The organism is Streptomyces sp. NPDC091371 (assembly GCF_040684275.1).
GTDB lineage: Bacteria > Actinomycetota > Actinomycetes > Streptomycetales > Streptomycetaceae > Streptomyces.
In genome coordinates this window covers 81,709-102,123 of record NZ_JBFBFP010000018.1, presented here as the reverse complement: position 1 = coordinate 102,123, position 20,415 = coordinate 81,709, and the positions used below count along the sequence as shown (strand labels likewise).

The window sequence follows — 20,415 nt, the reverse complement described above, 5'->3', positions numbered from 1 at the left end:
TTGAGCGCACAAGGGATATTTCGGACGATGTACAAGCTGTTCTTCAACCTGGTCTTCAAGCGGATGGACCCCGAGCAGGCCCACTACATGGCCTTCCGCTGGATCCGCCTCGCCGCCCGCACCCCCGTGCTGCGCACCTTCGTCGCGGCCGCGCTCGCGCCCCGCTACAAGGAACTGCGCACCGAGGCCCTCGGCCTGCGGATGCACGGCCCCTTCGGTCTCGCGGCCGGCTTCGACAAGAACGCCGTCGCCATCGACGGCATGTCGATGCTCGGCTTCGACCACATCGAGATCGGCACCGTCACGGCCGAGGCGCAGCCGGGCAACCCCAAGAAGCGCCTCTTCCGCCTGGTCCCCGACCGCGCGCTGATCAACCGGATGGGCTTCAACAACGAGGGCTCGGCGGCCGTCGCGGAGCGCCTGGCGACCCGCAACCCCGTCTTCAACACCGTCGTCGGCGTCAACATCGGCAAGACCAAGGTCGTCCCCGAGGAGGAGGCCGTCGGCGACTACGTCACCTCCACCGAGCGCCTGGCCCGCCACGCCGACTACCTCGTCGTCAACGTCTCCTCGCCCAACACGCCCGGCCTGCGCAACCTCCAGGCCACGGAGTCGCTGCGCCCGCTGCTGACCGCCGTACGGGAAGCAGCGGACCGCGTGGTCACCGACCGGCGGGTGCCGCTCCTGGTCAAGATCGCCCCGGACCTCGCGGACGAGGACGTCGACGCCGTCGCCGACCTCGCCCTGGAGCTCGGCCTGGACGGCATCATCGCGACGAACACCACCATCGCGCGCGAGGGCCTGGGCCTGCGCTCCGACCCCTCCCTGGTCAAGGAGACCGGCGGCCTGTCCGGCGCCCCCGTCAAGGAGCGCTCCCTGGAGGTTCTGCGCCGCCTGTACGCCCGTGTGGGCGACCGGATCGTGCTGGTGGGCGTCGGGGGCATCGAGAACGCCGAGGACGCCTGGCAGCGGATCCTGGCCGGCGCCACCCTCATCCAGGGCTACAGCGCCTTCATCTACGAGGGCCCGTTCTACGCCCGCGCCATCCACAAGGGCCTGGCCGCGCGCCTGGCCACCAGCCCGTACGCGACGCTCGCCGAAGCGGTGGGCGCCGAGACCAAGGCCCGAAAGGCAGCGAAGTGAGCCCTGTCATCACCCCGTTCGGCACCCGCCTCCGCGAGGCGATGGACACCCGCGGCCCGCTCTGCGTGGGCATCGACCCGCACGCCGCGCTGCTCGCACAGTGGGGCCTGGCCGACGACATCGCGGGCCTGGAGCGCTTCTCCCGCACGGTCGTGGAGGCGCTGGCCGAAACGGTGGCGGTCTTCAAGCCGCAGGCCGCCTTCTTCGAGCGGTTCGGCTCCAAGGGCGTCGCGGTGCTGGAGCAGACCGTGGCCGACGCGCGCGCGGCGGGCGCCCTCGTGGTGATGGACGCCAAGCGGGGCGACATCGGCTCGACCATGGCGGCCTACGCCTCGGCCTTCCTGGACCCGGCCTCGCCGCTCTTCTCCGACGCGCTGACGGTCTCCCCGTACCTCGGCTACGGCTCCCTCGCCCCGGCCGTGGAGCTGGCGCGGGAGTCCGGGGCCGGCCTCTTCGTCCTGGCCCTGACCTCCAACCCGGAGGGTGCGGAGGTCCAGCGGGCGGTACGCGAGGACGGCCGCTCCATCGGCGCGACGATGCTGGCGCACCTGGCGGCGGAGAACGCGGGCGCGGTACCGATGGGCTCCTTCGGAGCGGTCGTGGGGGCCACGCTGGGGGACCTGTCCTCCTTCGACCTGGACATCAACGGGCCGCTGCTGGCGCCCGGCATCGGCGCGCAGGGCGCGACCGCGGCGGACCTTCCGGCCGTGTTCGGCAAGGCCGTGCGCAACGTCGTTCCGAACGTGTCCCGGGGCGTGCTGAAGCACGGGCCGGACGTTGCCGCGCTCCGCGCGAGCGCGGCCGCCTTTGCGGACGAGATCCGCGAGGCCGTGGCGGCGTAGCGCCTACCCCGCCGGGCGGTCCGGGTGCGGCGCCGTTGCCGGGGGCGCTGCCCCCGGACCCCCGCGCCTCAAACGCCGGCGGGGCTGGATTTCGCTCCCGTCGTTTGCCCGGCGGGCTGGGTTGCCGCGCAGCGGCCCCGCCCGGCCTGCCCGGGGGGCCACGGGGCCGGGGGATTGGGGGCGGACGGCCCCGGTGGAGGGGGCTTACGGCGGCCCGCGGACGGCGCGGCCGGCGGGAGCATGGGGGCGGAACCCAGCCCGAGCGGAGCGAAACCGTGCCCCCTGTGCAGACCACCGCCACCATCCGGCGGATCGAACCCGTCGGGGCCTACCACCGCCTCGTCCTCGACGCCCCCGGCGTGACAGGGGTGCGCCCCGGCCACTTCGGCGCGCTGGCCATCGGGGGACCGCACTCCGCGATGCTCCTGCGCCGGGCCTTCTCCATCCACCGCACCGACCCCACTGCCGGCACCGTCGAGTTCGTCTTCGCCGAAGCCGGCCGCGGCACCCGCGCCCTGGCCCGGCACCGGGCCGGGGACACCGTCGACCTGATCGCCCCCCTCGGCACCCCCTTCCCGCTCCCGGACGCACCCGTCGCCGCGGTCCTCGTCGCCGGCGGCTACGGCAGCGCGCCGCTCTTCTCCCTCGCCGAGGCGATCACCGCCCGCGGCGGCCGGGTCGCCTTCGTGCTCGGTGCCGCCACCGCGGACCGGCTGTTCGGCGTGACCCGGGCCCGCGCCCTGACCTCCCACGTGCACGTGGTCACCGACGACGGCTCCGCCGGGGAGCCCGGGCGGGTCACCGATCCGCTCCCCGCCGCCATCGCGGCCGTCGGCGCCGCCGAGGTGTACTCCTGCGGGCCGATGCCCATGCTGCGGGCCGTCACCGGCATCGCCACCGCAGCCGGAGCGGCCAGCCACACAGCCGTCGAGGAGGCCATGGCCTGCGGCATCGGGATCTGCATGACATGCGTGCTCCCCGTGACAGGCCCGGACGGGGCCACCCGGCTCCTGCGCTTCTGCACCTCCGGGCCCGTCTTCGACGGAACGACCGTCCGCTGGGACGAGACGGAAGGCAGTCACGCCGCATGAACCCGGTGAATCCCCGCGATGTCGACATGTCGGCACCCCTGGGCGCCCACGTCACCCTCCCCACCCCCCTCTCCACCGCCTCCGGCTGTGCCGGCTACGGCCGGGAGCTCGACCGGTTCACCCCGCTCGACCGGCTCGGCACCGTCACCACCAAGACGGTGATGCCGCACCCGCGCTCCGGCCGGCCCACGCCCCGCATGGCGGAGACCCCCAGCGGCATGCTGAACTCCATCGGCCTCCAGGGCTGCGGCATCGACCGCTTCGTCGAGGAGGAGCTGCCCTGGCTGGCGGAGCGGGGCGCGCGGGTCCTCGTATCGATCGCGGGGGAGCGGACGGAGGAGTTCGCCGAGGCCGCGGCCCGGCTCACCGGGCGGCCCGGCGTGGTCGGCATCGAGGCCAACATCTCCTGTCCCAACGTGGAGGACCGCGGCCTCGTCTTCGCCTGCGACCCGGACGCCTCCCACGCCGCGGTCAAGGCGGTCAAGGCCGCCGCCGACCCCGCGCTGCCCGTCTACGCCAAGCTCACCCCCGACGTGACGCGCATCACCGACAACGCGGCCGCCTGCACCGACGCCGGGGCCGACGGCCTCTCGGTGATCAACACCCTGCTGGGGATGGCCATCGACACCGAGACCATGCGCCCGGCCCTCGCGGGGGTCACCGGCGGGCTCTCGGGCCCCGCCGTCCGGCCCGTCGCCGTGCGCTGTGTGTTCCAGGTGTACGGAGCCATGCTCGGCGGCGCCGTCCGGCCGGTCCCGATCCTCGGGATGGGCGGGATCGCCTCCGGCCGGGACGCCCTGGAGTTCGTCCTCGCGGGTGCCTCCGGCATCGCCGTCGGGACCGCCCTGTTCAACGACCCCTCCGTGCCGCTGCGCATCCACGACGAGCTCCGCGCGGCCCTCGCGGAACGCGGATTCGGCGCCTTCGGAGATGCCGTCGGGCACGCCCATCGCACTTCTTGACGAAAATCGAACGGCTTTCATCGGACAAAACCGGGGTGTTATGTCCGTGATGTACGGTTCAGTGGAGGCTGACCAGGACTTTTCGTCCGTTCTCGCTGACTGGAGCGGCCTTGGCCGCTAGTCTCCGAGCAGAGTGAACGTGCAGCGAACGAGTAATACCGCTGTTCGGGAGCTCGCCTGGTGTGGTGCCCTCGGGTAGCCCACTGGTCCGTATCCGACAGTTCGACATCCGAGGTGACGTAGGCGTGGCTCTTCCGCCCCTTACCCCTGAACAGCGCGCAGCCGCGCTCGAAAAGGCCGCCGCGGCTCGCCGGGAGCGGGCCGAGGTCAAGAATCGACTCAAGCACTCCGGCGCCTCCCTCCAGGAGGTCATCAAGACGGGCCAGGAGAACGACGTCATCGGCAAGATGAAGGTCTCCGCCCTGCTGGAGTCCCTGCCTGGCGTGGGCAAGGTGCGCGCCAAGCAGATCATGGAGCGCCTCGGCATCTCCGAGTCCCGGCGTGTCCGAGGTCTCGGCTCCAACCAGATCGCTTCTCTGGAGCGTGAGTTCGGCACTCCCGCCGGCTGACGCGTCGCCTGAAGTTCTTCCGGCGTTCTCAGGCAGTCCTGGGAACCTGGATAATCGCTCTATGGCAGCAGAGGTTCGTCCGCGGCTGACCGTGCTCTCCGGCCCTTCGGGGGTCGGCAAGAGCACGGTCGTCGCGCATATGCGCAAGGTCCACCCCGAGGTCTGGCTCTCGGTGTCGGCCACCACCCGCAAGCCGCGGCCCGGTGAGCGACACGGAGTCCAGTACTTCTTCGTCAACGACGACGAGTTCGACAAGCTGATCGCCAACGGCGAGCTGCTGGAGTGGGCCGAGTTCGCGGGCAACCGCTACGGCACACCGCGCGGCGCGGTGCTGGAACGCCTCGACAACGGCGAGCCGGTACTGCTGGAGATCGACCTCCAGGGCGCCCGGCTCGTCCGCGAGTCGATGCCCGAAGCCCAACTCGTTTTCCTGGCCCCGCCGAGCTGGGACGAGCTGGTCCGCCGACTGACCGGACGGGGCACCGAATCCCCGGCGGTCATCGAGCGCCGGCTCGACACCGCCAAGATCGAACTGGCTGCCGAATCCGAGTTCGACACCACCCTGGTCAACACCTCCGTCGAGGACGTGGCGCGCGAGCTGCTAGCCTTGATGGAAGTTGTCTGATCGTTGGTCGATTATTCAAAATCGGCTAATGTTTGATCTTTCACCCATTCTTCGGAAGGTAGAGCGTGTCCTCTTCCATCACCGCGCCCGAGGGCATCATCAACCCGCCGATCGACGAGCTGCTCGAGGCCACTGACTCGAAGTACAGCCTCGTGATCTACGCGGCCAAGCGCGCGCGTCAGATCAACGCGTACTACTCGCAGCTCGGCGAGGGCCTGCTGGAGTACGTCGGCCCGCTGGTGGACACCCACGTCCACGAGAAGCCGCTGTCGATCGCGCTGCGCGAGATCAACGCGGGTCTGCTGACCTCCGAGGCCATCGAGGCCCCGGCCCAGTAAGGCACGAGAATTCCTTTCACCACAGGCCCGGCAGAACATCTGCCGGGCCTGTGGTGTGTCATGGGTGGATACGACGGTCGAAGAGGAGAGTGCGGTGGCTAAGCCGAAGGTCGTGCTGGGAGTCAGCGGCGGGATCGCCGCCTACAAGGCGTGCGAACTGCTCCGCCGGCTGACCGAGTCCGGGCACGACGTGCGCGTGGTGCCGACGGCGGCGTCCCTGAACTTCGTCGGCGAGGCCACCTGGGCCGCGCTGTCCGGGAACCCGGCCTCCAGCGAGGTGTGGGAGACCGTCCACGAGGTGCCCCACGTGCGCATCGGGCAGACCGCCGACCTCGTGGTCGTCGCCCCGGCCACCGCCGACATGCTGGCCAAGGCCGCGCACGGGCTCGCCGACGACCTGCTCACGAACACGCTGCTCACCGCCCGCTGCCCGGTGGTCTTCGCCCCCGCCATGCACACCGAGATGTGGGAGCACCCCGCCACCCAGGAGAACGTGGCCACGCTGCGGCGGCGAGGAGCCGTCGTCATCGAGCCCGCCGTCGGCCGGCTCACCGGCAAGGACACCGGCAAGGGCCGGCTGCCCGACCCCGAGGAGATCTTCGAGGTCTGCCTCAGGGTCCTGGCGCGCGGGGTCGTCGAGCCGGACCTCGTCGGACGCCACGTGCTGATCAGCGCCGGCGGCACGCGGGAGCCCCTCGACCCCGTGCGCTTCCTCGGCAACCGCTCCTCCGGCAAGCAGGGCTACGCCCTCGCCCGCACCGCCGTCGCCCGCGGGGCCCGGGTCACCCTCGTCGCCGCGAACACCGCGCTCGCCGACCCCGCCGGGGTGGACGTCGTACGCGTGGGGACGGCCGTCCAGCTGCGGGAAGCGGTGCTCAAGGCGGCCGCGGACGCCGACGCGGTGGTGATGGCCGCGGCCGTGGCCGACTTCCGGCCCGCCGAATACGCCGGCGGAAAGATCAAGAAGAAGGACGGGCAGGACCCCGCGCCCGTCGCCCTCGTCCGCAACCCCGACGTACTCGCGGAGATCTCGGCCGACCGTGCCCGGGACGGACAGGTCGTGGTGGGCTTCGCCGCCGAGACCGACGACGTCCTCGCCAACGGACGGGCCAAGCTCCGGCGCAAGGGGTGCGACCTTCTCGTCGTCAACGAGGTCGGAGAGGCCAAGACCTTCGGTTCGGAGGAGAACGAGGCGGTCGTCCTGGCCTCCGATGGCTCTGAGCTCCAGGTTCCCTATGGCCCCAAGGAGGCTTTGGCCGATGTGATTTGGGACCAGGTCGCTCGCAGACTTCCCGCCCGACGCGCTTGAGTCATTCGCTTCTCCTCGACCCGCCGGTAGGCAAGAATGGAGTGCCGCAGGTCACACGGCTCCCATAGGGCGAGACGGGTGCCCAGCCGGAGGATGACAACCGATAAACTGCATTCGGAACGTGATCGGGCGCAGCCCCTGGTGTGGTTCCGCCAAATGATCAGCCAGCAGCCGCTGCAACCCCAGGGAGCGTTGTGTCCCGTCGTCTGTTCACCTCGGAGTCTGTGACCGAGGGCCACCCCGACAAGATCGCTGACCAGATCAGCGACACGATCCTCGACGCGCTCCTCACCGAGGACCCGACCTCGCGCGTCGCCGTGGAAACCCTCATCACCACCGGTCTCGTGCACATCGCGGGCGAGGTGACGACGAAGGCCTACGCGCCGATCGCGCAGCTCGTCCGGGACAAGATCCTCGAGATCGGCTACGACTCCTCGAAGAAGGGCTTCGACGGCGCCTCCTGCGGCGTGTCGGTGTCCATCGGTGCGCAGTCCCCGGACATCGCGCAGGGTGTCGACACGGCGTACGAGACGCGTGTCGAGGGTGATGAGGACGAGCTCGACAAGCAGGGCGCCGGCGACCAGGGCCTGATGTTCGGCTACGCCTGCGACGAGACCCCCGAGCTGATGCCGCTCCCGATCCACCTGGCGCACCGGCTCTCCCGCCGGCTGTCCGAGGTCCGCAAGAACGGGACCATCCCGTACCTGCGTCCCGACGGCAAGACCCAGGTCACCATCGAGTACGACGGCGACAAGGCCGTGCGCCTGGACACCGTGGTGGTCTCCTCGCAGCACGCCTCCGACATCGACCTGGACTCGCTGCTCGCTCCCGACATCCGCGAGTTCGTCGTCGAGCACGTCCTGGCGCAGCTCATCGAGGACGGCATCAAGCTCGACACCGAGGGCTACCGCCTCCTGGTGAACCCGACCGGCCGCTTCGAGATCGGCGGCCCGATGGGCGACGCCGGCCTCACCGGCCGCAAGATCATCATCGACACGTACGGCGGCATGGCCCGCCACGGCGGCGGCGCCTTCTCCGGCAAGGACCCGTCGAAGGTCGACCGCTCGGCCGCCTACGCGATGCGCTGGGTCGCGAAGAACGTGGTCGCCGCCGGCCTCGCCTCGCGCTGCGAGGTCCAGGTCGCGTACGCGATCGGCAAGGCCGAGCCGGTGGGTCTGTTCGTGGAGACCTTCGGCACCGCCAAGGTCGACGTCCAGAAGATCGAGGACGCGATCGGCGAGGTCTTCGACCTGCGTCCGGCCGCGATCATCCGCGACCTGGACCTGCTCCGCCCGATCTACGCCCAGACCGCCGCCTACGGCCACTTCGGCCGCGAGCTGCCGGACTTCACCTGGGAGCGCACCGACCGCGTGGACGCGCTGCGCGCGGCCGCCGGCCTGTAAGCACCACCGAACGCGACGAACGGCCCCGGACCTTGAGGTCCGGGGCCGTTCGTCCATGCTGGTGCCGCTTCCCGGTGCGAAGGCTACGGATACATCTGGAGCGGGTGAGTCGTCCCCGTGTCGAAGGAAACCCCACCGTCGCCGATGGTGATCTCGGGAGCACCACCGAACCCCACCGCTGTCAGTGGGGTTTGGTAAGAATGCAGGTGTGAGCAGCTCGAACGATTCCCCGCCGGAGCAGCTCGCGCTGATCCGGGAGATGGTCGCCGAGGCGAAGGCCAAGGCGCCCAAGGCGAAACCGCGTACCTGGCGCGGCGCCGCCGTGGCCGAGGAACTGCCCGTCGCCCGGGTCCTCGTGAACAAGGGAGTGCTCCACCTCGACCGGCTCTTCGACTACGCCGTCCCCGCCGAGCTGGCCGAGGCCGCCCAGCCCGGCGTCCGCGTCCGGGTCCGTTTCGGGGCCGGCGGCCACCGCGTGCACGGCGGCCGCCGCGAGGGCGGCGGGCTCATCGACGGCTTCATCGTGGAACGGCGCGCCGAGTCCGAATACGACGGCGCCCTGGCCGCGCTCGCCCAAGTGGTCTCGCCGGAGGTCGTGCTCAGCCCGCGCATGCTCGCCCTCGCCCGGGCCGTCGCCGACCGGTACGCGGGCAGCCTGGCCGACGTACTCCAGCTCGCCCTGCCCCCGCGCAGTGCCCGCGCCGAGGCCAAGCCCTCCCCGGAACCGCTGCCCCCGCCCGCCGCGCCGGAGCCCGGGGGCTGGGCGCGCTACGGCGCCGGCCCCGGCTTCCTGCGGGCCCTGGCCGCCGGAGGCACCCCCCGCGCGGTGTGGACCGCGCTGCCCGGCCCCGGCTGGGCCGACGAGCTGGCCCGCGCCATGGCCGCCACCCTGGCCTCCGGCCGGGGGGCACTCGCGGTGGTGCCCGACGGCCGCACCGCCGCCCGGGTCGACGCGGCCCTCACCGCCCTGCTGGGCGAGGGGCGGCACGCGCTGCTGACCGCCGAGTCCGGCCCCGAGAAGCGCTACCGGCAGTGGCTCGCGGTGAGCCGGGGCTCCGTACGCGCCGTCGTCGGCACCCGGGCGGCGATGTTCGCCCCCGTACGGGACCTCGGGCTGGTGGTGATCTGGGACGACGGGGACTCCAGCCACAGCGACGACCGCGCCCCCTTCCCGCACGTGCGCGAGGTGCTGGAGCTGCGAGCGGTCACCGACGGCTGCGGGTTCCTCGCCGGGAGCACCAGCTGCACCGTGGAGGCCGCCCAGCTGGTCGAGTCCGGGTGGGCCCGGCCGCTGGTCGCGGACCGCGAGACCGTACGGGCCACCGCCCCCCGGATCCGGACCGTCGGCGACGAGCTGCTGGCCCGCGACGAGGCCGCCCGGGCCGCGCGGCTGCCGAGCCTGGCGTGGGAGACCGTGCGGGAGGGGCTCAAGACCGGGCCCGTACTCGTCCAGGTGCCCCGGCGCGGCTACGTGCCCCGGCTGGCCTGCGAGCGGTGCCGGACGCCCGCCCGCTGCACGGTCTGCGCCGGGCCGCTGGAGGCCCCCGACGAGCGGGACCTGCAGTGCGGGTGGTGCGGGCGGGCCGAGCCCTCCTGGCACTGCGAGGAGTGCGGCTCCTTCCGGCTGCGGGCCCAGGTGGTCGGTGCGCGGCGCACGGCCGAGGAGCTGGGTCGGGCGTTTCCGGCGGTTCCCGTACGGACTTCCGGGCGCGACCACGTCCTGGACGAGGTGCCGGAGCGGCCCGCGCTGGTGGTGTGCACCCCCGGGGCCGAGCCCGTCGCGGAGGGCGCCGGGTACGCGGCGGCCCTGCTGCTGGACGGCTGGGCGATGCTGACCCGGCCCGACCTGCGGGCGGGGGAGGACGCGCTGCGGCGCTGGATCGCCGCGGCCTCGCTGGTGCGGGGGGACGGGCAGGTCGTCGTGGTCGCGGAGCCGACGCTGCGGCCCGTGCAGGCGCTCGTGCGGTGGGACCCGGTGGGCCATGCGGTGCGGGAGCTCGCGGAGCGGGCGCAGCTCGGGTTCCCGCCGGTGTCCCGGATGGCGGCGGTCGCCGGGCGGGGGGAGTCGGTGGAGGCCTTCCTGGCCGGGGCCGGGCTGCCGCCGGACGCGGAGATCCTGGGTCCGGTGCCGATGCCGGGGCGGCGGGGGGAGCGGTCGCCCGGGGAGCGGGCGCTGGTCCGAGTGCCGCCGGGCAGTGGGGCGGCCCTTGCCGCCGCGTTGAAGTCGGCGCAGGCGGCGCGGATGGCTCGGGGGGTGCCGGCTGCGGATGCGGTGCGGGTGCGGATCGATCCGCCGGACATCGGCTGACGCTGCGCGGGGCCTTCCCCCACCCCGCCCCTTCCCGTAACTGGGGGCTCCGCCCCCAGACCCCCGCGCCTCAAACGCCGGCGAGGCTGGATAGTGCCGCTGCGCGGCACCTCCAGCCCGCCCGGCGTTTGAAACGGAGAAAGGGCGGGGCGGGGAGAGAGCCGCCCGCAGGGCCCCGGTGGTGGCCGTCGGGGGTCGGCGTCCCGGCGGCGGGGGTCAGCCGTTGCGGGGGCCCGGGAAGGCCGGGGAGTTTTCGCGGAGGGGCTGCGGGGGGACCGAGCGGGCGGCCGGGATCGTGGGGAGCGGGCCCATGGTCCGGGTGGTCGCGCCCTCGGCCAGCGGCTCCGCGGACTCCGCGCTCTGCGCGCGCCTGGCACCGTAGCGGCGGTGCACGGCCTGCTTGGTGACGCCGAGCGCCGAGCCGACCGCGTCCCACGAGAAACCGAGCGAGCGGTCGAAGTCCACCGCGGCGGTGACCAGCGTCTCGACGCTGTCCCGCAGCTCCTGCGCGAGGCGGACGGTGGGCGCGGGCGCCCGGCCGTAGACGACGAATCCCGTGGAGGGGCCGGAGCGGCGCGGGCGGTACACGTTGCCGAGCTGGGCGGTGAGCGTACGCAGGGCATCCACCTGCCGGCGAACCCGCTCGATGTCCCGCACCAGCAGGTGCAGGCTGGCCCGGGCTTGGGCGTCGTGGGTGGCGTGGTCGGCCATGAAGAAGCCTCTCGAACCGGTGCTGAAGGGCGGATCGGGCCGCAGACACCGTTCACGAAGCGGCCCGTTGTGGTCAATCTCCTTTGACCAACGCGCCAGCAGGCGCCCAGGTCACGCATTGGGGGCGTGTCGGCATATGCGAGAGGCGCGCGTGTGTGCGTACGCCCCCTCGACGGCACAGGTGGGCCGTGGGACCCGGGCCCCATAGACTGGTGCGCTGCTGACAGCCGAGATAGCGAGGTAGGACCCCAGTGAAGCTCGTCTTCGCAGGCACCCCCGAGGTCGCCGTGCCCGCCCTGGACGCCCTGATCGCCTCCGGGCGCCACGAGGTCGCCGCCGTCGTCACCCGGCCCGACGCCCCCGCCGGGCGCGGGCGGCGGCTCGTCGCCAGCCCGGTCGCCGAGCGCGCGGAGGAGGCCGGCATCGAGGTCCTCAAGCCCGCCCGGCCGCGCGACCCCGACTTCCAGGCCCGGCTGCGCGAGATCGCCCCGGACTGCTGTCCGGTCGTCGCCTACGGGGCCCTGATCCCCAAGAGCGCGCTGGACATCCCCAAGCACGGGTGGGTCAACCTGCACTTCTCGCTGCTGCCCGCCTGGCGCGGAGCCGCGCCCGTGCAGCACTCGATCATGGGTGGGGACCAGGTCACCGGCGCCTCCACCTTCCTGATCGAGGAGGGCCTCGACTCCGGGCCGGTCTACGGGATCCTCACCGAGGAGATCCGCCCGACCGACACCAGCGGCGACCTCCTGACCCGCCTCGCCTTCGCCGGCTCCGGGCTGCTGGCCGCCACGATGGACGGCATCGAGGACGGCACCCTGCGCGCCGTCGCCCAGCCCGCCGACGGGATCTCGCTCGCGCCGAAGATCACCGTGGAGGACGCCCGGATCGACTGGACGGCCCCCGCGATGCGCGCCGACCGCGTGGTGCGCGGCTGCACCCCGGCGCCGGGCGCGTGGACCGTTTTCCGCGGGGAGCGGCTCAAGCTGATCTCGGTCGGCCTGGTCGCCGACCGCACCGACCTGGAGCCCGGCGTGCTGGCCCCGGCCAAGAACAACGTCTACGTCGGCACCGGCTCGCACGCCGTGGAGCTGCTCTGGGTGCAGCCGCAGGGCAAGAAGCCGATGCGCGGCGCCGACTGGGCGCGCGGGGTGCGGATCGCGCCCGGCGAGCGGCTCGGCGGGGCCGACGTAGGCTGAGTTCAGCCGAAGCACGGCACGCACCGATCCACCCCGTACCGCCAGCACCTCGTAAATCCGGAGCACTTTTCACGTGAGCGAACAGCCCCGTCGTCGTCCCGCCGCAGGCGCGGGCGGCAAGCCGAACAAGCAGGCCAAGCCCTACCGGCGGCCCCAGAAGGACCCCGTGCGGATGCTGGCCTTCGAGGTGCTGCGGGCGGTGGACGAGCGGGACGCGTACGCGAACCTCGTGCTGCCGCCGCTGCTGCGCAAGGCCCGCCAGGACGAGAACTTCCAGGCGCGTGACGCGGCGCTGGCCACCGAGCTGGTGTACGGGACGCTGCGCCGGCAGGGCACCTACGACGCCGTCATCAAGGCGTGCATCGACCGACCGCTGCGCGAGGTGGACCCGCCGGTGCTGGACGTGCTGTCGCTCGGCGCGCACCAGCTGCTCGGCACCCGCATCCCCACGCACGCGGCCGTCTCGGCGAGCGTCGAGCTGGCCCGGGTGGTGCTCGGCGACGGCCGGGCGAAGTTCGTCAACGCCGTGCTGCGCAAGATCGCCGCGCACGACCTGGAGGGGTGGCTGGAGATCGTCGCCCCTCCGTACGAGGAGGATGCGGAGGAACACCTCGCGGTGTACCACTCGCACCCGCGGTGGGTCGTCAGCGCGCTGTGGGACGCGCTGGGCGGCGGGCGTGCCGGGATCGAGGACCTGCTGGAGGCCGACAACGAGCGGCCCGAGGTCACGCTGGTCGCGCGTCCTGGGCGGTCCACGCCCGAGGAGCTGCTGGAGGCGGTCGGCGAGGACTCCGCGCTGCCGGGCCGCTGGTCCCCGTACGCGGTCCGGATGGCCGAGGGCGGCGAACCGGGCGCGCTGGAGGCGGTGCGCGAGGGACGCGCGGGCGTGCAGGACGAGGGCAGCCAGCTCGTGGCGATGGCCCTCGCGGCGGTGCCGGTCGAGGGCCGCGACGAGCGCTGGCTGGACGGCTGCGCGGGCCCCGGCGGCAAGGCGGCGCTGCTGGCCGCGCTGGCGGCGCAGCGCGGGGCGTTCCTGCTGGCCTCCGAGAAGCAGCCGCACCGCGCCCGGCTGGTGGAGCGCGCGCTGGCGGGCAACCCGGGGCCGTACCAGGTGATCGCCGCCGACGGGACGCGGCCGGCGTGGCTGCCGGGCTCCTTCGACCGGGTGCTGATGGACGTGCCCTGCTCGGGCCTGGGCGCGCTGCGCCGCCGCCCGGAGGCCCGCTGGCGCCGGCGCCCGGAGGACCTGGAGGGCTTCGCGCCGCTCCAGCGTGCGCTGCTGCGGGAGGCGCTGTCGGCCGTGCGCGTCGGCGGTGTCGTGGGCTACGCGACGTGCTCCCCGCACCTGGCGGAGACCCGGATCGTCGTGGACGACGTACTGAAGGGCCGCGGCGCGGGCGCCTCGCCGGTCGCCGCCGAATTCATCGACGCGCGCCCGTTCATGGCGGGCGTCCCGGGGCTGGGCGACGGCCCGGACGTCCAGCTGTGGCCGCACCTGCACGGCACGGACGCGATGTACTTGGCGCTGCTGAGGCGGACTGCGTAGGGGCGGCGTGATGGCCGGTCGGTCTCAGTGAGGGTCGGGGGTTTCCCGTCAGTCTCATCGTCCTTCCGCGTCGGGCCGGTCCCTCAAGGGCGCTCACTTCGTTCGCGTCGCTTCGCGACGGCCTTCGGCCGCCCTTGACCGACCGTCCCGCCACGGAAAAACGAAGACTGCCGGGAACCCCCCGAAGGAACGGGCCGGTCAGAGGGAAACGGACGGGCCAGTCAGGGATGGGCATCAGCACACGTCAGACGGCCCCGCGCGGCAGATCGCTACGCGCTTCGCCCGTCGCGGCGTCCGACGCCGGTCTGTGGCTGATGGTCAGGTCGCGCTGGGGATGTAGCGCGCCGCCACGAGCTTGGCCATCGTGCGCAGCCCTGCGAAATAGGAGGCGCAGTACTCCTCGTTGATCAGTGGCACGGCCTTGTCGAGGCCGGCGATGCACGCCCAGAGGACGGCGATGTGGTGGCTGTCCAGTCCGCCTTTCAGCTCACGCTGGACGAGGCCGGCGATGTCGGCGTCCACGAGGATCAGCTCCACGCCCTCAACGTCCACGCCCCGGAAGCTTGCGGGGAACAGGGCGCGCAGATGTTCGTCCCACAGCCGCACGAGTGGGTCTTCACGCTCGGCGGCAGCCGGTGGGTGGAGGAGCAGGGAAACCGCATCGAAGACGGCGCGCACCATGCCGATCGCCAGTTCCGGTCCGACGGTGGCGCTCGTCACGGCGCCCTGCACGAGCTTGTCGCGCACCAGGCGGCTGCGGTCGAGTTCGGCCGCGAGTTCGGCCGTGATGAGTCCTGCGCCGGTGGCCCGCTCGATCAGCTCCCGGAGCGGCTCGTCGAGGGCCAGTCGCTCGACCAGGACGAGCTCCAGGGCGAACAGCGAATGTGTGACCGCGACGGTGGCGAACTCGTACCGGAAGTAGGAGTGCCGGATGAGTTCGCGGGAGGTTTCCATGGCACTCATGACGTGCATCGACGCGCCGTGGGGCAGGACCAGGTCGGCGACGAGGTCGTGCATGCCCGCGTAGTCGAGGACGAGGTGGCGGCCGCGGGGGTCCGGCAGTGGAAGCGGGGCGGGCGGCACGGTGTTCACCAGCGCAGTCTCGTCTTCCGAGCGCCGTGGATGCCAGCGGATTTGCCTGGCCGACCGCCTGGTGTGGTCGTGCCCGGCCAGGACGGGCTGATCGCCGCCGGATCGCCTCAGCTGTGTAGCGATCGTGGGCGGCCTATGTCCAGCCCCGAACCGCCCGCAGACGCCGTCTTCGAGGAGCGCGTAGCGATGTGACGCGCCTGTCGGCGGCTGGAACCGGCTTCGGGGGCCCGAGGCGGGGCCTGCCCTCTACCGGGCGGGCTCGGACATCACTGACATGCCCGTCCGTTTCCCTCTGACCGGCCCGTTCCTTCGGGGGGTTCCCGGCAGTCTTCGTTTTTCCGTGGCGGGACGGTCGGTCAAGGGCGGCCGAAGGCCGTCGCGCAGCGACGCGAACGAAGTGAGCGCCCTTGAGGGACCGGCCCGACGCGGAAGGACGATGAGACTGACGGGAAACCCCCGACCCTCACTGAGGCCGACCGACCGACCGACCGGCCGCCACGCCGCCCCGGCCCGGCCGGGCTCCATGATCACCTGGGCTCCCGCCGGAGGGCCGCTGACTTCCGGGGTCGTGGCCGGAACCGCTTGGTGGCATGGCACGCTTGGGTCATGGCCGCTCAGATTTTTCCCAGCATCCTGTCCGCCGACTTCGCCAGACTCGCCGAGGAGGCGAAGGCCGTCGAGGGGGCCGACTGGCTGCATGTCGACGTCATGGACAACCACTTCGTCCCGAACCTCACCCTCGGCGTCCCCGTCGTGGAATCCCTGAGCCGGGCCACGGACACCCCGCTCGACCTCCACCTGATGATCCAGAACCCCGACCGCTGGGCCCCGCAGTACGTGGAGGCCGGCGCGGGTTCGGTGACCTTCCACGCCGAGGCCGCGGCCGCCCCGGTGCGGCTCGCGCGGGAGATCCGCGCCAAGGGGGCCCGGGCGTCCATGGCGCTCAAGCCGGCGACGCCGATCGAGCAGTACGAGGACATCCTCCCCGAGCTCGACATGCTGCTGATCATGACGGTCGAGCCGGGCTTCGGCGGCCAGCCCTTTCTGGACATCATGCTGCCCAAGATCCGCCGCACCCGTGAGCTGATCTCCAAGCACGGCCTGGAGATCTGGCTCCAGGTGGACGGCGGGGTCTCGGCCTCCACCATCGAACGCTGCGCCGAGGCCGGCGCCGACGTCTTCGTCGCCGGCAGCGCGGTCTACGGAGCGGTCGACCCGGGCGCTGCCGTGCGCACGCTGCGTGAGCAGGCGGGTGCGGCCATCGCGGCGGCGCCGTGGGCTTGCGACCACTGAACAAAAGGGTTGGAGGACGGCTCGGTGAACGGGAGCTGTCCAGGCTGATCAGCGGCCGTCGGATCTGACAGGATGAACGGCGAGTCGAGAGTGTGAACAGCAGTGAGGAGAACGCGGTGTCTGCAATGTCGGCGGGACGGTCAGCCCTGCGGATGGGACCCGCGGAGCTGGTGCAGGCTGCGGCCATGGCGCGCCGCTTCTACCTGGAGGGCAAGTCCAAGATCCAGATCGCCGAGGAGTTCGGCGTGAGCCGCTTCAAGGTGGCCCGGGTCCTGGAGACCGCCCTCGAACGTGATCTCGTACGCATCGAGATCCGGGTGCCCGCCGAACTGGACGCGGAGCGCTCCGACGCGCTCCGCGCCCGGTACGGGCTGCGGCACGCGGTTGTCGTGGAGTCCCCGGCCGACGCGACCGAGGACGCGCCCGACCCGGAGAACCTGGGCGCCGTCGCCGCCGACCTGCTCGGCGAGCTCGTCAACGAGGGCGACGTGCTCGGCCTGGCCTGGGGGCGCTCGACCATCCACATGGCCGCCTCCCTGCACCGGCTGCCCCCGTGCACCGTGGTGCAGCTGACCGGCGTGTACGACGCGGGGACCGCCGAGCGCGGCTCCGTGGAGGCCGTGCGGCGGGCCGCGCAGGTCTCCGGCGGGGACGCGCACCCGATCTACGCGCCGATGCTGCTGCCCGACCCGGCGACCGCGGCGGCGCTGCGCAGCCAGACCGGGATCGCACGCGCCTTCGAGTACTTCGACAAGGTGACGGTCGCGGCCGTCTCCATCGGTTCGTGGGAACCGGGCATCTCGACCGTCCACGACATGCTCACCGACGAGGAGCGGGCCCACTACGCCTCGCTCGGCGTCGCGGCCGAGATGTCGGCGCACCTGTTCGACTCCGAGGGGCGGCGGGTCGGCCGGGACCTCGGCGAGCGGTGCATCACGGTGGAGGCCGACCGGCTGCGGCGGATCCCCGAGGTCGTGGCGATCGCGGGCGGACTGCGCAAGGCCTCCGCGATCGGGGCGGTGCTGAGGTCAGGGCTGGTGACCAGCCTCGTTACGGACACTGCTGTCGCGGATTACCTGCTGACCGAATCGCAGCCGGGGCTGCGGCCGGCGCTGGAGCGGGCCGACCCGGACGACTGACAGGGCCTCGGGCGGGGCTGCTGGTGCGGGCCGTGGTGCGGATGGTGCCGCAATTGAGATCCGAACGGCGGACCGCGGGGCGGGTTACTGGGCGCATACTGGTCCCGATGACTAAGTCAGCAGTACCTCGCCGCCATTTGCCGTCCAGCCCGTTCAAGGCCCCCGTGGAGCAGCCGATCCGGCAGTTCTCCGTCGGCGACCGGGTCTCTCACGACGAGCACGGCCTCGGCCGTGTCGTCGGAATCGAGGAGGGGATCGCTGTTCTCGTCGACTTCGGTTCGGTCCAGAAGCGGGTTCTGAGCCCGTACACGAAGATGTCCGCTCTCTGACGCCACCGGGCGATTCGCGAGCGAATCGGATATTTGGCACGATCGGTGCATGATCTTTCGGAACGTGCCCCGATCATTGCTGCGCGTGCTGGGGGCCGTGTTTCTCTGCGTCGCGCTGGTCGGCGGTGCGGTGGGCTGTGGCGGGCAGAAGGCCGCGCCCACCGCCGCCAGCGGCAGTGCCGGGGCGAGCATTCCGGCCACCGCACCCGTGCCCGCGCCCTCTTGGGCGAAGGGGATGGCCACCGTACGGGCCGACGGGCTGCCGCAGCAGGCCCGTGAGGTCCTTGCGCTCATCGACAAGGGCGGGCCGTACCCCTACCGGCAGGACGGCACGGTCTTCGGGAACTTCGAGAAGGCCCTGCCGAAGCAGAAGCGCGGCTATTACCACGAATTCACGGTGAAGACACCGGGGGAGCGGGACCGCGGCGCCCGGCGGATCGTGACGGGTGAGGGTGGGGAGTTCTTCTACACGGACGACCACTACGACACCTTCAAGGCGGTTCTCCGATGAGCGTCTCTGATCGGCTTAGCGATCCTGTGTCAGACGTGGTGTCTGGGATCGTTGCCCACCGTGGTGGGGTGGCGTGGGCGTGGAGGTGGAATCCGGCGCCCAGTGCTGCCCCTTGTGGCCTGTGTCGGCTGGTGGTGGGTGTGCTGATCGTGTGCGCGCCCTGGTGTCGGTGGGCTGCGCGGGGCAGCCGGGGCCGGTCCGTGTGAGCGTGTCCCTCCGGACGCTTGCCGGCACGCCTGGTGGGCCGTGCCGGGGAGGGTGCCCTGCGTCGCCTGGGCGCGGGGCGTGCGGTGTGTCGCCGGGTGGGTCCGGTCTTGGACCGGTCCCGGCTGGCCTTGGGCGTGGTCGGTGTGATGACCGCGCGGGCTTTGAGCTGGTCGATGGTTGCGCGGATGACCAAGGCGGCGGTGGTGCGGTCGGCCACGGTCTTGGCCTGGTGGGTCAGTCCGCGTGCGGCGATGCGCTTCCACGCGCCCTGGTCGCGGTCGCCCTGCCGGCCGCAGCCGGGGCACAGGGCCCATTTCCAGCCGGGGGTGGTGGGTTGGTTGGGGGTTTTGCGGTGCCTGAGCGGGGTGAGGCAGTTCGGGCATTGCTTCGAGGTGCCTCGGGCTGGGACGGTGACCACGGCGATACCGGTCTCGGCGGCGAGGTGCCGCAACCGTTCGGCGATCTGTCCGCGCACGGCCTGAGAGAGACGGGTGTTCATTGTGCGGCCCATGCCGCGGGCTTCCATCGACCGCAGGTCTTCGAGGTAGATGACGCTCGCCCCGGCGGCGATGGCCTGATCGGCGGCCCAGCGGGCGGCAGCCCAGGCGAGGGCGTCGTTGAGGTTGCTGCGGCGCTCGGACATGTGGTTGATCTCGTCGCGAACGAGCGTCTGCCTGTCCTCCAGCGGGACGCTCGGGGCCAGGCCTTTTCGTGCGCGGCCGTCGGTGAGCCGCTGGTGCTGGTCGGCTTTGGCGTGCAGGCGTTCGCCGTGACGGCGGAGCCGGTGCTGCTTGGCCATGACGCCGGCGGCCCGGAACTGGGCACCCGAGCCGAGGGCGGTGATCCGCCCGTCCTCGTGGAGTCGGACGGCTCCGGCGGACAACAGTGTGTTCAGGCCCCAGTCCACGCCGAGCGCGACCTTGTGCCCGGTACGGGAGGCCTTCGGGACGCCGTGACTGTAGGCGAGATCAGCGCGCACCCTGCCCCGGTGGACACGCAGGGTGGGCAAATGCACCACTGCCCCGGCCGGGACAGTCGGCGGCAGGGTGATGGGGCAGGCCACCCAGGTCCAGTCCCGGTAGGAGGCGGGATCGGGACGGATGGGCAGTTGCAGCCGCAGCACCACCCGGTCCGGCTCGTCCACACAGCGCTCGATGGTGGCCTGCTGCCCGTCACACGCGGCAAGCAGCAGCATCCGCGCTACAGCCGGGGCGCTCTCCAGCTCGAACACATCGGCAGGCATACGGCCGTTGGCCTTGTCGAACGAGACGATCTGCCGGGTGCGCCCCCTGATGACACTGGACGGAAGATGCTGCCCGCCGGGCACAGCGGCACGTACCTGATCCCACTCGGCCTCGGTGCGCCTGGCAGGGTCAGCAGGCCAAGACGCGAGCACACCGACAGTGAGTTCGGCCCGCCACCCCGCAGATCGAAGAGCTCGCCCGGCGTGTTCCTGCGCCATACGCACGATCCGGTCATTGACCTTGACACCCTCGAGCGCGGCGGCAGACCAGCCCAGACGCCGCAATGCCATCCACGCGTTCGACGGCAACGTACGACCACCGCAGTCCTTGCCCGAGGCCGGCATCGACACATCGGCAGCATTCCAGTGCGCGGCCGGCAACCCCGAGGCCAATGCGGACACCAGATCAGCACACCAGCTGACCCGTTCCGTCAGCACAGCCGGAGACGCCATCTCGCCGGACTTCTCATCCACACCGCCGCGCAGCACGCCACGGGCACACGCGGTGCGGGACATCTCGCCCTCGGTGAGCAGCAGCTTCCGGCTCAACGCTCATCC

Annotated in this window: 19 protein-coding genes; 16 read left to right on the top strand and 3 right to left on the bottom strand. The window is 72.2% G+C overall.

Annotated elements, in window-relative coordinates:
- Positions 1-27 precede the first annotated feature (27 nt).
- The 10 genes from AB0O21_RS21010 to AB0O21_RS20965 all read left to right on the top strand — a co-directional run bounded on the left by AB0O21_RS21010 (position 28) and on the right by AB0O21_RS20965 (position 10,590).
- Positions 28-1,143: a quinone-dependent dihydroorotate dehydrogenase gene (locus AB0O21_RS21010; RefSeq protein ID WP_365172650.1), complete on the top strand. Its 1,116-nt coding sequence runs from the start codon at positions 28-30 to the stop codon at positions 1,141-1,143.
- Positions 1,140-1,985, top strand: a complete 846-nt coding sequence (gene pyrF / locus AB0O21_RS21005) for an orotidine-5'-phosphate decarboxylase (RefSeq protein ID WP_365172649.1) — start codon at positions 1,140-1,142, stop codon at positions 1,983-1,985. The genes AB0O21_RS21010 and pyrF overlap by 4 nt, the downstream gene beginning before the upstream one ends.
- 275 nt (positions 1,986-2,260) lie before the next feature.
- Complete coding sequence (locus tag AB0O21_RS21000; RefSeq protein WP_365172648.1) at positions 2,261-3,076, top strand: dihydroorotate dehydrogenase electron transfer subunit; 816 nt, start codon at positions 2,261-2,263, stop codon at positions 3,074-3,076.
- A gap of 26 nt (positions 3,077-3,102) precedes the next feature.
- Positions 3,103-4,038 (top strand): dihydroorotate dehydrogenase, encoded by a 936-nt coding sequence (locus AB0O21_RS20995; RefSeq protein WP_365172647.1) that lies wholly within the window; start codon positions 3,103-3,105, stop codon positions 4,036-4,038.
- A 245-nt stretch (positions 4,039-4,283) separates the two neighbouring features.
- Entirely contained in the window at positions 4,284-4,607 is a 324-nt protein-coding gene (locus AB0O21_RS20990) for an integration host factor (protein WP_008740406.1), read from the top strand.
- Between the two features lie 61 nt (positions 4,608-4,668).
- Positions 4,669-5,232, top strand: coding sequence for a guanylate kinase (gmk, locus tag AB0O21_RS20985; protein WP_365172646.1), 564 nt, complete (start codon positions 4,669-4,671; stop codon positions 5,230-5,232).
- 65 nt (positions 5,233-5,297) lie between these two features.
- Entirely contained in the window at positions 5,298-5,570 is a 273-nt protein-coding gene (rpoZ, locus tag AB0O21_RS20980; protein WP_004948662.1) for a DNA-directed RNA polymerase subunit omega, read from the top strand.
- A gap of 94 nt (positions 5,571-5,664) precedes the next feature.
- The gene (coaBC, locus tag AB0O21_RS20975) at positions 5,665-6,879 is read left to right on the top strand and encodes a bifunctional phosphopantothenoylcysteine decarboxylase/phosphopantothenate--cysteine ligase CoaBC (RefSeq protein WP_365172645.1); all 1,215 of its coding nucleotides are present in this window, start codon (positions 5,665-5,667) and stop codon (positions 6,877-6,879) included.
- Positions 6,880-7,073: 194 nt separating this feature from the next.
- Positions 7,074-8,282, top strand: coding sequence for a methionine adenosyltransferase (gene metK, locus AB0O21_RS20970; protein ID WP_365172644.1), 1,209 nt, complete (start codon positions 7,074-7,076; stop codon positions 8,280-8,282).
- A 208-nt stretch (positions 8,283-8,490) separates the two neighbouring features.
- The gene (locus AB0O21_RS20965) at positions 8,491-10,590 is read left to right on the top strand and encodes a primosomal protein N' (protein WP_365172643.1); all 2,100 of its coding nucleotides are present in this window, start codon (positions 8,491-8,493) and stop codon (positions 10,588-10,590) included.
- A 216-nt stretch (positions 10,591-10,806) separates the two neighbouring features.
- Here the strand turns inward: AB0O21_RS20965 and AB0O21_RS20960 are convergent, their stop codons facing one another.
- Entirely contained in the window at positions 10,807-11,301 is a 495-nt protein-coding gene (locus AB0O21_RS20960) for a hypothetical protein (RefSeq protein ID WP_365172642.1), read from the bottom strand.
- 251 nt (positions 11,302-11,552) lie between these two features.
- Between AB0O21_RS20960 and fmt the strand changes: the two genes are divergently transcribed.
- Positions 11,553-12,497 (top strand): methionyl-tRNA formyltransferase, encoded by a 945-nt coding sequence (gene fmt, locus AB0O21_RS20955; protein ID WP_365172641.1) that lies wholly within the window; start codon positions 11,553-11,555, stop codon positions 12,495-12,497.
- 73 nt (positions 12,498-12,570) lie between these two features.
- Entirely contained in the window at positions 12,571-14,043 is a 1,473-nt protein-coding gene (locus AB0O21_RS20950) for a transcription antitermination factor NusB (RefSeq protein ID WP_365172640.1), read from the top strand.
- 318 nt (positions 14,044-14,361) lie between these two features.
- On the opposite strand, the gene AB0O21_RS20945 is transcribed toward AB0O21_RS20950, so the two are convergent.
- Positions 14,362-15,135: a hypothetical protein gene (locus AB0O21_RS20945; protein ID WP_365172639.1), complete on the bottom strand. Its 774-nt coding sequence runs from the start codon at positions 15,133-15,135 to the stop codon at positions 14,362-14,364.
- A 606-nt stretch (positions 15,136-15,741) separates the two neighbouring features.
- On the opposite strand from AB0O21_RS20945, the gene rpe reads away from it, so the two are divergent.
- The 4 genes from rpe (at position 15,742) to AB0O21_RS20925 (ending at position 18,407) form a co-directional block, all read left to right on the top strand.
- Entirely contained in the window at positions 15,742-16,428 is a 687-nt protein-coding gene (gene rpe, locus AB0O21_RS20940; RefSeq protein ID WP_365172638.1) for a ribulose-phosphate 3-epimerase, read from the top strand.
- 125 nt (positions 16,429-16,553) lie between these two features.
- A complete protein-coding gene (locus AB0O21_RS20935) occupies positions 16,554-17,567 on the top strand; it encodes a sugar-binding domain-containing protein (RefSeq protein WP_365172697.1) in 1,014 nt (337 codons plus the stop codon).
- Between the two features lie 107 nt (positions 17,568-17,674).
- Positions 17,675-17,896, top strand: coding sequence for a CarD family transcriptional regulator (locus AB0O21_RS20930; protein ID WP_329387870.1), 222 nt, complete (start codon positions 17,675-17,677; stop codon positions 17,894-17,896).
- Positions 17,897-17,945: 49 nt separating this feature from the next.
- Positions 17,946-18,407, top strand: coding sequence for a ribonuclease domain-containing protein (locus AB0O21_RS20925; protein WP_365172637.1), 462 nt, complete (start codon positions 17,946-17,948; stop codon positions 18,405-18,407).
- Here AB0O21_RS20925 and AB0O21_RS20920 read toward each other — a convergent pair.
- Positions 18,388-20,406: a zinc ribbon domain-containing protein gene (locus AB0O21_RS20920; RefSeq protein WP_365172636.1), complete on the bottom strand. Its 2,019-nt coding sequence runs from the start codon at positions 20,404-20,406 to the stop codon at positions 18,388-18,390. The two genes, AB0O21_RS20925 and AB0O21_RS20920, sit on opposite strands and share 20 nt — an antisense overlap.
- Positions 20,407-20,415 lie beyond the last annotated feature (9 nt).